Genomic DNA, 14,134 nt, shown 5'->3' with positions numbered 1-14,134 from the left:
GAGTGATCATGGGAATTGTGCGGACAGCCCTGCTGGGCCTCATTGCGGTCTTCGGCGTGAGCGCGGCAAGCGCGCAGGACTACAAGGCCGCCCTCGTGACAGCCGACACCATCACGGTCGGCACGTCCGGTTCGGCCCCGCCCTTCAGCATGACCAACGCCGCGGGCGAGCTCGAAGGCTTCGACATCGACGTCGTCAACCTCGTCGCCAAGCAGCTCGGCCTCACCGCCAAATTCGAGAAGCTCGACTTCGCCGGCCTTTTGCCGGGCCTCACCGCAGGCCGCTTCGACCTGATCGCCTCGGGCGTCACCCGCACGCCGGAGCGCCTGGCGTCGAAGGACTTCTTCCTGCTGTCGCCCTATATCGTCAATGGCGCTGCCGTCACGCGCCGCGAGGCCGACGCCGACATCGCCAGTTGGAAGGATGTCTGCGGCAAGACCATGGGTGCAGTGCGCGGCGGTGCCTTCCAGAAGGTCGCCAAGGAAAAGCTGCCGGCCGACTGCGTCACCAAGAGCCGCGAATATCCCGGTGCGACGGAACTGTTCCTCGACCTGGAGAACCGCCGCATCGACTTCGCCGCGCACGACTTCCTCGGGCCGAAATATCTCGCCAAGTCGGGCAAGCTGACCGGCACCGTTACCCTCGACGACCTGCTCTCGACCGTCACCCAGAGCGTCGCCGTCAGCAACAAGAACAAGCCGCTGGCCGACGCCATCGACGCCCAGTTCGAGACCTGGCGCAAGGACGGCACGCTGAAGGGCCTGGCCGACAAGTGGTTCGGCGCGTCGATCGACTGGTCGAAGGCGCAATAACCAGCGTTCCTGGAGGGGCGGCCGGACATGGAAATCGCATTTGCCTGGCTGCCGCGGCTGTTGGTTGCTGCGGCCCTTACGATTGGGCTGTCGGCGGTGGTCTTCACCCTGTCGGCAGTCCTTGGCCTGCTGCTGTCGCTCATCCATTACGGCCGCGAAAAGTCCTGGCTCCGGGGCGGCATCGAGGCGTTCAGCGCCTTCTTCCGCTCGGTGCCGGAACTCGTCGTGCTGTTCCTGTTCTTCTTCGGCGGGCCGCAGGTCGGCATCGATTTCGGACCCATCGGCTCGACCATCATCGCCTTCACGCTGGTCGGCATCGCCTTCGACTACCAGGTGTTCAAGGGCGCGCTGAAGGCGATCGCCTTCGGCCAATATGAAGCCGGCCTTGCGCTCGGCCTGCCGAAACGGATCGTGTTCCTGCGCGTGCTGGTGCCGCAGGTGCTGCCCCTGGCGCGCAAGGGCTGGATCACCTACGCCATCGGCACGGTCAAGCGCATGTCGATCGCTTCCGCCGTGTCGGTCAGCGAAATCCTCTACGTCACCAAGCAGGGCATCGCCGCCACCAACGCGCCTTTCACCTTCCTGACGCTCGCCGTCGGCCTCTACATCCTGATCGTCACGCCACTGCTCGTCTTCAACGAGCGCAAGCCGAAACAGGCGATGGCGCGATGAACGTCCTTTTCGATCCTGCCTACCAGCAGATGTTGCTCGACGGGCTGGTGATGACGCTGCTCATCTCGGTGATCGTCATCATCGTGTCGAACGTGCTTGCGCTGCCGCTGGCCATCTACATGCAACGGCCGAATGGCGTGTTTCGCCGCGCCATCATCGGCTACAGCTTCTTTGCCCGCGCAGCGCCCGTGCTCGCACTGCTGTTTGCGCTCTATTACGGCCTGCCCCGCCTCGGCATCTATCTCGAGCCAGTGCCGTCTGCGCTGATCGGCCTGATCTTCGCCTCGACAGCCTACAATCTCGAATTCCTGCGCTCCGGTTTCGAAAGCATCCCCAACGGCCAATTCGACGCCGCCAAGGCGCTCGGCCTCAGGCCGGTCGCCACCTACTGGAAGGTGATGATCCCGCAGGCCTACAGGTTGGCCGCGCCGTCGCTGTTTTCCAACGCCATCCAGATGGTCAAGGGCAGCTCGCTCGCCAGCCTCGTCGCCATCGACGAGCTGACGGCGGCATCGACAGTCATCATCTCGGAGACCTACAAGGCGATCGAGGTGCTGCTGGTGGTGTCGGTGTTCTACCTGCTGATCGCAGCGGTGATCCTCGCCTTGCAATATCTCTACGAATCCCGCCAGCGCCTGAGCCGGCGCTAGAGCGGTTCAGAGAATGCGCTTGCCGAAGGCGGACATCACGAAGTTGACCGCTTCGGCGGCGACACGCGGCTCGACATCCGGGCCGAGGCCCGACACATCCATCGACAGCATGCCACGGGAGAGCGCTATCGCCTCCATCGCCTGGTGCGTCTCGCGCACGGTCATGCCGCCCGATCCGCCGCTCCATCCGGCGATTTCGGTTGCCGACGGCGAATAGCTGACGTGGAAACCGGTCGTCCCGGCGGAGGCGATGCGGATCGCCTCGCGCATCACCTCGCGCATGCCCGAGCCGTCGATCTCGGCCATGGTGAAGGCCGTCACCCGCGAATCCTTGAGGATGCGCACCTCGGCGGGGTCGGCCTCGCGCAGGCCGACGAGCACGACATTCTCCGGTGAAAGCTGCGGCTGCAGCGCCCCGGGCTTGTGATCGAGGCCGAGCGCGCGGGCCAGCACCGAGCTTTCCGGCGCTTCGTCACCTTCTTCACCTTCGGGCATCAGGGCCGCGATGGAATCGATCCAGATCAGCCCCAGGGAATGCGTCGCCTCGGCGGCAGCCTCCAGCGCCCTCGACACCATATGCCTGTCGGCGCCGGCGTGCAGCCTGACGAGACCCGCCGGCGGGTGCTTGGCGTCGGCGATCTCGACGACATCGAATTGCATCTGCTCGAGCCGTGCCCCGGCCGAGTGCCTGGCCAGCACCGGCCCGGCCGCACCTTCGGCAATGAACGAGACCATGCGCCGGCCGGTGAAATCGGCGATGTCGTGCATCGGTGCCTTCTCGACATATTCCGAGGTCATCGCGGTCAGCAACGCACCGTAGTTCATGTGGAAGCTGACGCGGTCGCCGACGGAGAGCTGCGGCTCGGCGTCGGTGATGTCGAGCACCAGATGGTCGCTCGAGGCGCCAAGCACGCGCACGCCGGGATGGATCGGCACCAGCCCCTCGATCATCGTGTCCTCGCGGCCGATATTGGCGATTCCGCGCAGCCTATCGCCCTCGTCGACGAAGACCGGCTGGTTGCCGAAGGCGTCGTAGCCGGATTCGCCGATCGGCAGGGACGGCTTGACCTTGACCTCGATCAGGTCACCGGTGAGCCTGAAAGCATTGAACTCCAGCTCCCGCCACGGTTCGTCGCGGAAGGTCTCGTAACCTCCCTGCAGGATCGCCTCGCCGATGCGCAGGTTGTTGATGCCGACAGGCATCCTGCCTTCGAGCAGGAGCGGCAACGACGACGAGTTGCCGCCCGACACCCAATCGAGGCTGATGCCGGCCAGCCGCTCGACCTTGTAGGCATGGGCGACGAGTTGGCTCAGGTTCTCCTCGCTCGGCATGATGGCGCCGAAGCAGGTCAGGTTGGTGCCCAGGCCGGCGATGCGCACGCCGGGCAATTCGAGCACGCGCTCGACTGTCGGCAAAAGGTCGTTCGGCCAGATGCCTTCGCGCAGGTCGCCGAGATCGACCATCAGCATGATGTCGTGGACGCGGCCGACGCGCTGGGCGATGCGCGAGATCTCGCGGATGATCTCCAGCTCCGACTGCAGGCTGATGTCGACGGTGCGCACCACCTCCTCGACACGCGAGATCGGCGGGCTGCGCAGCAGCATGATCGGGCAGCCGATGCCGCTTTCGCGCAGCCGGCGGATGTTCTCGAAACGCGATTCGGCGAGCCCCGACACACCGCCGCGCAGCATGGCGCGTGCCACCTGCGGCATGCCGCAGCTGCCCTTGGTGACGCCGAACACCTTGATGCCGGATTGCGCGCTGCGCTCCACGACGGCGCGGGCGTTGCGCTCGATACGACCGAGATCAATGGCGACTTGCGGTCCCGACATGGCAGCACCCTAGCCCTTGTAGACCAGCCCTTGCGGATCGATTTCCGGCTTGCGGCCGGCAACGAGGTCGGCGAGGAACTTGCCGGAACCGCAGGCCATCGTCCAGCCGACATGGCCGTGGCCGGTGTCGAGATAGAGCCCCTTGTAGCGGGCGGGACCGATGACCGGCACCGAGCCCGGCATCATGGGCCGCAGGCCGGACCAGACCTCGGCCTTGGCCGGGTCGAAGGCGCCCGGGAACAGCTCCTGGCCGGTCTCGAACAGACGCTTGAAATCCGACGGCTTGTGGCTGCGGTCGAAGCCCGTGAACTCGGCCGTCGAGGCCAGACGCAGACGGTCGCCGAGGCGCGAATAGGCGACCATGCGGTCTTCGTCGACGCCGCCCATGGTCGGGCCTTTCGACGGGTCGTCCATGGCGACCGTCGCGGTATAACCCTTGACTGGATAGACTGGCAGGTCGATGCCGTTGCGCCGGCCGAGCAGGCCGCTCTCCGGTCCCATGGCGATGACCACGGCGTCGGCATCGAGCCGCCCGGCCGAGGTCTTCACGCCGGTGACGCGGCCGCCTTCGATAACCAGGTCCTCGACCGTGGTGTCGAACATGAACTTTGCGCCCAGCTTCTGCTCGGCATGGGCGGCGAGCGCCTCGGCGAACATGCGGGAATCGCCGGTCTGGTCCATCGGCGAATAGACGGCGCCGGCGATGTTGTTCCTGGCGGCGGCAAGCCCGGGTTCGAGGTCGGCCATTCGGTTGCGGTCGACGATTTCGATGTCGAGCCCATGCTCGGAGAGGAAGCCGTACATCGCGGCGCCGTGATCGAGGCTTTCCTGCGAACGGAAGAAATACATGATGCCGCGCGAACGCGCGTCGTAGCCTATGCCGGTCTCGGCCGAGATCTCGTTGATGCAGAGCCTGGAATAAAGCGCCAGCCTGAGCTTGGCCTTGGTGTTCTCGCGCACCCGTGCATTGGTGCACTGGAACAGGAAGCGGAAGCTCCAGGCATAGAGATACGGATCGAGCCCGAGCCTGACCTTGATGCCGAGATCGGGCGTGTAGAGCGACTTGATGAACATCTTCAGCGCCGCGGGCGAGGCCCAGGCGGTTGCGTCACCGGGAGAAACGAGGCCGGCATTGGAGTAGCTGGTGCCGCGCGCCGCAGCCGAATGGCGCTCGACGACGGTGACGTCATGGCCATCGCAGGACAGATAGAAGGCGGCCGCAGTTCCCACCACGCCCGCCCCGAGAACGAGGATCTTCATGTCGCACCCTGGTCGACATCAGGCTCTGTCGGGAACCCTTTACCGTCGGGAGCCTGGCTCCTCCTGGCCACCTTTTAGCGCCTGTCGCGGCGAATTTCGAGAGAGCGGCGCCGAAATCCACCACTTGGGGCTACTTGGGGATTGATCAGGCTCCGGCGGAGTTTTTGCGCGACAGCTGCCGCTCCCATTCGAGCGCATCGCGGACGATCGCATCGAGATCGTCGCGCTGCGGGCTCCAGCCGAGTTCGCCGCGCGCCAGGTCGGAATTGGCAACCACCGAGGCGGCATCTCCGGGGCGGCGCGGCCCCATCTGCACCGCGAAATCCGCGCCATGGACGCGGCGCACGCTGTCGATGACCTCGAGCACCGAATAGCCGTGGCCGTAGCCGCAATTGGCGACGAGATTGCCGCCACCGGCGCGCAGGCGGGCGAGCGCCAGGCGATGCGCGGCGGCAAGGTCGGAAACATGGATGTAGTCGCGCACGCAGGTGCCGTCAGGTGTCGCATAATCTTCGCCGAAGACCTGCATCGAGGCGCGCTTGCCGAGCGCGGTCTCGCAGGCGACCTTGATCAGGTGGGTGGCGCCCTTGGTCGACTGGCCGGTGCGGCCCTTGGGATCGGCGCCGGCGACGTTGAAGTAGCGCAGCGCCGTATAGCGCAGCGGGTGCGCGGCAGCGGCGTCGCGCAGCATCCATTCGCTCATCAGCTTGGACAGGCCATAGGGCGATTCCGGTGCGAGCCGGGCGTCCTCGACCACCGGTTCCATGCCGGCGGCGCCGTAGACCGCGGCGGTCGAGGAAAAGATGAAATGCTTCACCCCCTCGCGCACCGCCGTCTCGATCAGGCTGCGGGTCTTGCAGGTGTTGTTCTCATAGTAGCCGAGAGGGTCGGCGACCGACTCCGGCACGACGATGGAGCCGGCGAAATGAATGATGGCGTCGATGCCGTGCTTGCGGATCAACTGGCCGAGCAATTCCTTGTCGGCGACGTCGCCCCTGACCAGCGTCGCTTCCGGCGCCACCGCCCATTCGAAGCCTGTCGACAGCCTGTCGAGCACGACCACCTGCTCGCCCGCGTCGAGCAGCTCCCACACCATGTGGCTGCCGATGTAGCCCGCACCACCCGTTACAAGAACCGCCATTCTCAACTCTCCCCGCCATTTGCCGCCTCACCTGTCTAGCGCAAAACAACGCCACAAGGCGAGGTGCAGCGTGACCGGCCATTCCGTCGCAGCGCTATTTGATCCACATCAAGGGACTTTTCCGCGTTCTGTGGTCGTTTGAGGGTGTCGAGGGCGTGGCATTTTGACCAAAAACGGTCGATGGACGCCGAAGCAGCCGTTGATTATGCTCACGGCGGAAAAATTGGGACGTCCAGATGAACTACCAGCGGTTTTTCGAAGAAGCGATCGACCAAATCCACGCCGAGCGCCGTTATCGCGTGTTTGCGGATCTGGAGCGCATCGTCGGCAAGTTCCCGCGCGCCATCTGGAGAGCCAACGGCAAGGCCCAGGAAATCACAGTCTGGTGCTCGAACGACTATCTCGGCATGGGCCAGCATCCCGACGTGGTGTCGGCAATGCAGAAGGCGGCGGGCAACATGGGCACCGGCGCCGGCGGCACCCGCAACATCTCCGGCAACAACCATCCGCTGGTCGAGCTCGAGAACGAACTCGCCGACCTTCACGGCAAGGAAGCCGGCCTGGTCTTCACCTCGGGCTTCGTCTCCAACGAGGCGGCGATCTCGACCATAGCGCGGCTTTTGCCGAATTGCCTGATCCTGTCGGACGAACTCAACCACGCCTCGATGATCGAGGGCGTGCGCCGCTCCGGCGCCGAAAAGAAGATATTCCGCCACAACGACGTCGCCCATCTCGAAAGCCTGCTGCAGGCGGCCGGCCGCGAGCGCGCCAAGCTGATCGTGTTTGAGAGCGTCTACTCGATGGACGGCGACATCGCGCCGATCGAGGCGATTGCCGACCTCGCCGAGAAGTACAACGCCATGACCTATATCGACGAGGTCCATGCGGTCGGCATGTACGGTCCGCGCGGCGGCGGCATCACCGAGCGCGAGGGCCTGGCGCATCGCATCGACATCATCGAGGGCACGCTGGCCAAGGCATTTGGAACGCTGGGCGGCTACATCACCGGCACGCGTGCCGTCGTCGACGCCGTCCGCTCCTACGCGCCGGGCTTCATCTTCACCACCGCGCTGCCGCCGGCGATCGCCGCCGCGACCACCGCGTCGATCCGCCACCTCAAGAACTCGCAAGCCGAGCGCGACGCCCAGCAGCGCCAGGCGACCCACGCCAAGCAGGTTTTGGCCGACGCCGGATTGCCGGTGATGGAGTCGCCCACGCACATCGTGCCGATCCTCGTCGGCGATCCGGAGCTCTGCAAGATGGCCTCGGACCGCCTCCTCGGCGTCCACGGCATCTATATCCAGCCGATCAATTACCCGACCGTGCCACGCGGCACCGAGCGCCTGCGCATCACGCCGACGCCGTTCCACACCGACGAACTGATCGCCGAACTCAGGGTTGCGCTGGTCGAAACCTGGAATGCGCTCGGCATCCCCTATCGCGGTGCTGGCCACACCGAAGTGACGCAGAGCGAGCGCATCATCCCGCTGCTGGTGCCCAAATCCGGCGGCTGAGGCAAAGACCCATTCCTGACAAAAAGGCCCGAAACCATGCCGGTTCCGGGCCTTTTCACATTTTGAGTGGCATCCCCGGCTATTGCGCGCTGATCCACTTCGCCAGCCGGTGCGACGCTTCCTCGACCTGGTCGAGGCGACGGTGGAAGCAGAGCCTGAGGAAGCCTTCGCCGCCGGCGCAGAACGCCGTGCCGGGCGCCACGCCGACCGCGGCCTTGTCGACGATGTCGAAGGCGGCGCGTTCGGCGTCCTTCATGCCGTCGACGGAGAAGAACAGGTAGAAGGCAGCCGGCGGCACGCTGAAGCGCACCCGGCCGGTCTCGCCCAGCACCTTGCAGACGATGTCGCGCGCCTGTCGGGCGCGTGCCACCTGCTCGGCGATGAAGCCGTCGCCCTCGTCGAGGGCGGCGATCGCGCCCCGCTGCATGAACTGCGCCACGCCCGAGCTGGAATACTGCACCAGGTTCTCGAACATGCGGCTGAGCGAAGGATGCGTCTTCAGCCAGCCGACGCGCCAGCCTGTCATCGCCCAGTTCTTGGAAAAGGTGTTGACGAACAGGATCTTGTCTTCGGCATCCATGATGTCCATGAACGACGCCGCGCGGCCACCGCCATAGTAGAACAGCGCGTAGATCTCGTCGGCGACGATCCAGAGGTCGTGCTTGCGGGCAAGGTCGAGGATCGCCTGCAGCGTCTCGCGGTCCGCCGTCCAGCCGGTCGGGTTGGAAGGCGAATTGACGAAGATGACCCTGGTGCGCGGGGTAATCGCCGCGGCGATCTTCTCGACGTCGCAGGACCAGCCATTGTCGGTCATGTCGAGCAGCACCGGGACCGGCGTGACGCCGGCGACGCCGGCAGCGCCGGCGAAATTCGGCCAGGCCGGCGCGAGATACAGCGCCTCGTCGCCCGCCCCTGCCGTCGCCTCCAGCGCCATGGTGATCGCCTGCATGCCGCCGACGGTGACGATGAACTCGTCCTCCGAGAAATCCATGCCGAAATGGCGCTTGTGGTAGCGCGATATCGCCTGGCGCAGTTCGGGGATGCCGGCTTGCCAGGTGTAGAAGGTCTCGCCATTGGCAAGCCCGCGGGCGGCGGCATCGCTGATGAAGGCGGGCGTCGGCATATCGCCTTCGCCGGACCAGAGCGGGATCAGGCCGGCGCGGTCGCGCCCGTAATTTGCCACCGCCTCGATTCCGCTGACGGGCGCAAGGCGGGCTTCGGCGCGAACCAGATCGATGAGGCTCATGATCATCCCAGGTCGAGAGTTGCTGCTTGCCAATTCCTAGCGTGGGCGCGGCCATGAAAAAACCCCCGGTGGGCCAGCCACGCGGGGGTTTTTCTGGATGCCAGCGCGATTACTTCTTGGCCAGAAGGTCGCGGATTTCCGTCAGCAAAGCCACATCGGCGGCCGGCGCTGCCGGCTCGGCAGCCTTTTCCTTCTCAAGCCGCTTGCGCATCGTGTTCACGCCCTTGACCATCAGGAAGATGATCCAGGCGAGGATCAGGAAGTTGATGACCACGGTGAAGAAGTTGCCATAGGCGAACACCGCGCCCTGCTTCTTGGCTTCTTCCAGCGAAACGGCCGTCACCGACGACGACAGCGGCAGGAAGTAGTTCGAGAAGTCGAAACCGCCGAAGATGGCCCCGACGATCGGCATGATGATGTCCCCGACCAACGACGAAACAATCAGGCCAAAGGCGCCACCGATGATCACGCCGACGGCGAGATCCATGACATTGCCCTTGGCGATAAACTCCTGGAATTCCCTGAGCATAGAACCCTCCATGTAAAATCTGCGGAAGGCGAATCGTTCCCCACCATCCGTCGCCAACCGCCGCCACCATAGCAAAAACCAGCAGTTGCAAAACCCGCGAATGCAAATCCCGCCCCTGCCCTAGGAGACAAGGATAATAGACTTGTCGACGCAGCTGTGGTTGCCTCACCGCAAAGGCAACAGACCGATCCGGAAGTGAGTGCTCAGAGTGCAGGGCTTGGCCGTCGTCCTCATCGCCATCGCCTATGTCACGCTGCTGTTCGCCATCGCGAGCATCGGCGACCGAAGGGCTGCGAACTGGGGACCGGGGCGGCCGCGGCCGTTCATCTACGCCCTCAGCCTCGCCATCTATTGCACGTCCTGGACCTTCTTCGGCTCGGTCGGGCTTGCCTCGGAGCGCGGGCTCGAATTCCTCGCCATCTATGTCGGCCCGGTGCTTGTCTTCATGTTCGGCTTCCCGCTGCTCAGCCGCATCATCAAGCTGGCCAAGGCCGAGAAGATCACCTCGATCGCCGACTTCCTGGGCGCGCGTTACGGCAAGAGTTTCGCCGTCGCCTCGATCGCGACGCTGATCGCAACGGTGGGCGCCATCCCCTATATCGCGCTCCAGCTCAAGGCGATCTCCGGCTCGGTCAGCCTGATGGTCGAGCACTACACCGGCTCGCCACCGTCATTCGATCCGTTCGTCAGCGACATCTCGCTGGTGGTGGCGCTTCTGCTGGCGCTGTTTGCCACTCTTTTCGGCACGCGCCATGCCGACGCCACCGAGCACCAGAACGGCCTGGTGCTGGCGGTGGCGGTGGAATCCATCGTCAAGCTGATCGCTTTCCTCGCCGTCGGCCTGTTCGTCACCTTCTCGCTGTTCGACGGCCCCGGCGACATGTTGCGGAGCTTCGCCGCCACCGAGCAGGTCGGCGACGCCATGGGCTACCGGACCTCGCTCGGCACCTGGCTGGTGGTGACAATCATCAGCGGTTTCGCCATCATCATGCTGCCGCGCCAGTTCTACGTCATGATCGTGGAGAACCGCAGCGAGAGCGAGCTGCGCACCGCGACCTGGGTCTTCCCGGCCTATCTGGTGGCGATCAACCTCTTCGTGCTGCCCATCGCGTTCGCCGGCCTGTCGACAGTCGGCACGGCGACGACCAGCGACCTCTACGTCCTGTCGCTGCCGCTGTTCCGGGGCCACGACCTGCTGGCCATGGTCGCCTTCATCGGCGGCCTTTCGGCGGCGACCGCCATGGTCATCGTGGCGAGCGTGGCGCTGTCGATCATGATCTCCAACGATCTCGTCATTCCGATCTTCGTGCGCCGGCTGATCAAGACCAAGGCCGGCGACACCGAGGACTGGTCGGCGATCATCCTCAACATCCGCCGCGCCTCGATCTTCATCATCCTGCTGGCCGCCTTCCTCTATTATCGCGAGAGCACCAACAACACGCGGCTCGCCTCGATCGGCCTGATGTCCTTTGCGGCGATCGCGCAGTTCGCGCCATCCTTCATCGGCGGGCTGATCTGGCGCCGCGCCAATGCGCGAGGCGCAGCACTCGGCATGGCCGCCGGCATCGTGGTGTGGGGCTACACGCTGATGCTGCCGACGCTTGCGGCACCCGATACCTCGATCATCACCGACGGGCTTTTCGGCATCGACGCGCTGCGGCCCCAGGCGCTGTTCGGCACCGCCGCCGAGCCGCTCAATCACGGCGTATTGTGGAGCCTGGCGATCAACACGCTGTTCTTCGTGTTCGGCTCGCTGTCGCGTGCCTCGGTACCGCTCGAACGCATCCAGGCCTCGATCTTCGTGCCGCGCGATTCGAGCCCGATGCCGTCGCTGCGCCGCTTCCGCACCACCATCACCGTCAACGACCTCAAGGACACCATCGCCCGCTATCTCGGCGTCGAACGCACCGAGCGCTCGTTCCAGACCTTCCAGAGCGAGAGCGGCAGCAAGCTGAACGGCAACGACCCCGCCGGCATGGACGTCATCCGTTTCTCCGAGCAGTTGATGGCGAGTGCGGTCGGCTCGTCCTCGGCCCGGCTGATCCTGTCGCTGCTGTTCAAGCGCGGCGACAACTCGGCCAGGGACACTTTCCGCCTGCTCGACGACGCCACCGAAGCGCTGCAGCACAATCGCGACCTGCTGCAGATCGCGCTCGACCAGATGGAACAGGGCATCACCGTCTTCGACCAGGATTTTCGCCTGATCTGCTGGAACCGGCAGTACCGCTCGCTGTTCGACCTGCCCGACGACATGGGCCAGGTCGGCGTGTCGATCGACCGCATCCTCGCCTATCTGGTGGCGCGCGGCGACATTGCGCCAACGTCGCGACTGACCACGCTCGACCGCCTGACCAGCTTCGGCGGCCCCTGGCAGATCGAGTTGCAGACCAGCGGCAGGATCATCGAGATGCGATCCAATCCGATGCCCGACGGCGGCATCGTGGCGACCTACACCGACATTTCGGCGCGCGTCGCGGCCGACCTTGCGCTGAAGCGGGCCAACGAGTCGCTGGAACAGCGGGTCAAGAGCCGCACCGCCGAACTGACCCGCGTCAACGAGGAACTGGCCCAGGCGCAGATGCTGGCGGAGGAGGCCAATCTCGGCAAGACGCGCTTCCTGGCCGCCGCCGGCCACGACATCCTGCAGCCGCTCAACGCCGCGCGGCTGTACTGCTCGTCGCTGATCGAGAAGGCCGGCAAGGGCAATGCCGGCCAGGCCGCGCGCAACATCGAGTCGTCGCTGGAATCGGTCGAGACCATCCTCGGCGCCGTGCTCGACATCTCGCGGCTCGATGCGGGTGCGATGAAGCCCGCCGAAACAGTGTTCCGCCTCGACGGGCTTTTGCGCCAGATCGGCACCGACTTCCTGCCGATGGCGCGGGCCAAGGACCTCGAACTTGTGATCGTGCCATCGACGCTGGCCGTCAGCACCGACCGTAACCTGCTGCGCCGGCTGATCCAGAACCTGGTTTCCAACGCCATCAAATACACCCGCAGCGGCCGGATCGTCGTCGGCGTCAGGCGGCGCGGCGAACTGGCCGAGATCCAGGTCATCGACACCGGCATCGGCATCGCCGCCGACAAGCTCGGCACCGTCTTCCACGAATTCACCCGCCTCGACGACGGCATGCGCGAGGCGCAAGGGCTCGGCCTCGGCCTGTCGATCGTCGACCGCATCGCGCGCGTGCTGAAGCTCGAAATCCAGATCGAGTCGCACAAGGGCCAGGGCACGCGCTTTTCGGTTATCCTGCCGGTCACGACGGCAAAGGAGCAGCCCGCCACGGCTTCCGCCCGGCCGCGCATCGAAGCGGCCACGGCCCTGAACGGCCTGTCGGTGATCTGCATCGACAACGACGCCCGCATCCTCGAGGGCATGAGGCTGCTGCTCGAGGGCTGGGGCTGCGATGTCCGGACCTATTCCGGCACGGCCGCGTTCGAATCCGCCCCGAACGCCGGACCGCCCGAAATCATCCTGGCCGACTATCATCTCGACGGCGAAAACGGGCTCGATGTCATCCGCACCCTGCGCGGCATCTATGGCGAGGCGACACCGGCGGTGCTGATCACCGCCGACCGCTCCAACGAGGTGCGCGAGGCGGCGGACCAGATCGACGTCGCCGTGCTCAACAAGCCGCTAAAGCCGGCCGTCTTACGTTCGATGATGAACCGGATGCGGCGCATGGCGCACGCGGCCGAATAGCTTCTGGGGCGTTTCTGCTCTTGCTCGAAAACGCGTGTTCCAACGCAGTCTCTAGGACACGGCGCGCGACTCGCCGCCGATCTTGGAGAGCAGGATCACCGCCTGCGTGCGGCTGTCGACGCCGAGTTTCTGCAGGATCGCCGAGACATGGGCCTTGATGGTCGCCTCCGAGACGCCGAGCTCGTAGGCGATCTGCTTGTTGAGCAATCCCTCGGCCAGCATGCCGAGCACGCGCGTCTGCTGCGGCGTCAGCGACTGCAGGCGCTTGATGAGGTCGGAAATCTCCGGATCGCGCTCGACGCCTAGGTCGATGTCGCCGGGTGCCGTGATCTCGCCCGACAGGACGGCTTCGATGGCGCTGCGGATGTTGTCCATGCTGGCCGACTTGGAGATGAAGCCTGACGCCCCGAGTTCGAGCGCGCGGCGGATGGTCTCCGGGTCGTCATGCGCCGAGACGATGACGACGGGCACAGTGGCGTGGATGCCGCGCAACGAGATCAGGCCCGACAGGCCGCTCGCACCTGGCATGGAAAGATCGAGCAACACGATGTCGATGTCTTCATTGGCCGCGACGAGCGCCTTGACGCTTTCGAAGTCTCCGGCCTCGAGCACGCTCGACACATCGCCGAGGCCGGCAATGGCCTGCTTGAGGGCACCGCGAAAAAGCGGATGGTCATCCGCGATGACGAACTTGTGGCCTGCTGGCAAATATCCCTCCCGAGGTCCCGACCGTTCTGTGCGCCTTGGACCGTCGGGCGCGATTATGCGGCCCGGTGC

Annotated in this window: 11 protein-coding genes; 5 read left to right on the top strand and 6 right to left on the bottom strand. The window is 65.2% G+C overall.

Annotated elements, in window-relative coordinates; translation table 11 throughout:
* Positions 1-8 precede the first annotated feature (8 nt).
* The 3 genes from GGR00_RS10685 to GGR00_RS10675 are packed head-to-tail and all read left to right on the top strand — an operon-like array spanning position 9 to position 2,134.
* A complete protein-coding gene (locus GGR00_RS10685) occupies positions 9-812 on the top strand; it encodes a substrate-binding periplasmic protein (protein WP_055971011.1) in 804 nt (267 codons plus the stop codon).
* Between the two features lie 27 nt (positions 813-839).
* Positions 840-1,484: an ABC transporter permease subunit gene (locus GGR00_RS10680; protein ID WP_184699420.1), complete on the top strand. Its 645-nt coding sequence runs from the start codon at positions 840-842 to the stop codon at positions 1,482-1,484.
* A complete protein-coding gene (locus tag GGR00_RS10675; protein ID WP_184699419.1) occupies positions 1,481-2,134 on the top strand; it encodes an amino acid ABC transporter permease in 654 nt (217 codons plus the stop codon). Before GGR00_RS10680 ends, GGR00_RS10675 begins: the two co-directional genes overlap by 4 nt.
* Before the next feature lie 6 nt (positions 2,135-2,140).
* On the opposite strand, the gene GGR00_RS10670 is transcribed toward GGR00_RS10675, so the two are convergent.
* From GGR00_RS10670 to galE, 3 genes are all read right to left on the bottom strand, one after another.
* On the bottom strand, positions 2,141-3,967 hold the full coding sequence (locus GGR00_RS10670) for an alanine racemase (protein WP_184699418.1): 1,827 nt from the start codon (positions 3,965-3,967) through the stop codon (positions 2,141-2,143).
* Positions 3,968-3,976: 9 nt separating this feature from the next.
* Complete coding sequence (locus tag GGR00_RS10665) at positions 3,977-5,227, bottom strand: D-amino acid dehydrogenase (RefSeq protein WP_184699417.1); 1,251 nt, start codon at positions 5,225-5,227, stop codon at positions 3,977-3,979.
* Between the two features lie 145 nt (positions 5,228-5,372).
* A complete protein-coding gene (gene galE, locus GGR00_RS10660) occupies positions 5,373-6,368 on the bottom strand; it encodes a UDP-glucose 4-epimerase GalE (protein WP_055971021.1) in 996 nt (331 codons plus the stop codon).
* Positions 6,369-6,604: 236 nt separating this feature from the next.
* On the opposite strand from galE, the gene hemA reads away from it, so the two are divergent.
* Positions 6,605-7,882 (top strand): 5-aminolevulinate synthase, encoded by a 1,278-nt coding sequence (hemA, locus tag GGR00_RS10655; RefSeq protein ID WP_184699416.1) that lies wholly within the window; start codon positions 6,605-6,607, stop codon positions 7,880-7,882.
* 79 nt (positions 7,883-7,961) lie between these two features.
* Here the strand turns inward: hemA and GGR00_RS10650 are convergent, their stop codons facing one another.
* A complete protein-coding gene (locus tag GGR00_RS10650; protein WP_184699415.1) occupies positions 7,962-9,128 on the bottom strand; it encodes a pyridoxal phosphate-dependent aminotransferase in 1,167 nt (388 codons plus the stop codon).
* Between the two features lie 109 nt (positions 9,129-9,237).
* A complete protein-coding gene (mscL, locus tag GGR00_RS10645) occupies positions 9,238-9,657 on the bottom strand; it encodes a large conductance mechanosensitive channel protein MscL (RefSeq protein ID WP_055971025.1) in 420 nt (139 codons plus the stop codon).
* A gap of 208 nt (positions 9,658-9,865) precedes the next feature.
* On the opposite strand from mscL, the gene GGR00_RS10640 reads away from it, so the two are divergent.
* Positions 9,866-13,357 carry a NahK/ErcS family hybrid sensor histidine kinase/response regulator gene (locus GGR00_RS10640; RefSeq protein WP_184699414.1) on the top strand — a complete coding sequence of 1,164 codons (3,492 nt, stop codon included), beginning with the start codon at positions 9,866-9,868 and terminating at the stop codon, positions 13,355-13,357.
* Between the two features lie 51 nt (positions 13,358-13,408).
* Here the strand turns inward: GGR00_RS10640 and GGR00_RS10635 are convergent, their stop codons facing one another.
* Positions 13,409-14,065, bottom strand: coding sequence for a response regulator transcription factor (locus GGR00_RS10635; RefSeq protein ID WP_184699413.1), 657 nt, complete (start codon positions 14,063-14,065; stop codon positions 13,409-13,411).
* Positions 14,066-14,134 lie beyond the last annotated feature (69 nt).

It is taken from the genome of Aminobacter aganoensis, from assembly GCF_014206975.1.
GTDB lineage: Bacteria > Pseudomonadota > Alphaproteobacteria > Rhizobiales > Rhizobiaceae > Aminobacter > Aminobacter aganoensis.
The sequence above is the reverse complement of the archived record's forward strand: the minus strand, read 5'-3'. Positions and strand labels throughout refer to the sequence as shown.

Bases quoted from the DNA above. Each gene is read 5' to 3' on its own strand.
- GGR00_RS10685 (WP_055971011.1), top strand. From the start codon at position 9: ATGGGAATTGTGCGGACAGCCCTGCTGGGCCTCATTGCGGTCTTCGGC.
- GGR00_RS10670 (WP_184699418.1), bottom strand. From the start codon at position 3,967: ATGTCGGGACCGCAAGTCGCCATTGATCTCGGTCGTATCGAGCGCAAC.
- GGR00_RS10680 (WP_184699420.1), top strand. From the start codon at position 840: ATGGAAATCGCATTTGCCTGGCTGCCGCGGCTGTTGGTTGCTGCGGCC.
- GGR00_RS10650 (WP_184699415.1), bottom strand. From the start codon at position 9,128: ATGAGCCTCATCGATCTGGTTCGCGCCGAAGCCCGCCTTGCGCCCGTC.
- galE (WP_055971021.1), bottom strand. From the start codon at position 6,368: ATGGCGGTTCTTGTAACGGGTGGTGCGGGCTACATCGGCAGCCACATG.
- GGR00_RS10675 (WP_184699419.1), top strand. From the start codon at position 1,481: ATGAACGTCCTTTTCGATCCTGCCTACCAGCAGATGTTGCTCGACGGG.
- hemA (WP_184699416.1), top strand. From the start codon at position 6,605: ATGAACTACCAGCGGTTTTTCGAAGAAGCGATCGACCAAATCCACGCC.
- GGR00_RS10665 (WP_184699417.1), bottom strand. From the start codon at position 5,227: ATGAAGATCCTCGTTCTCGGGGCGGGCGTGGTGGGAACTGCGGCCGCC.
- mscL (WP_055971025.1), bottom strand. From the start codon at position 9,657: ATGCTCAGGGAATTCCAGGAGTTTATCGCCAAGGGCAATGTCATGGAT.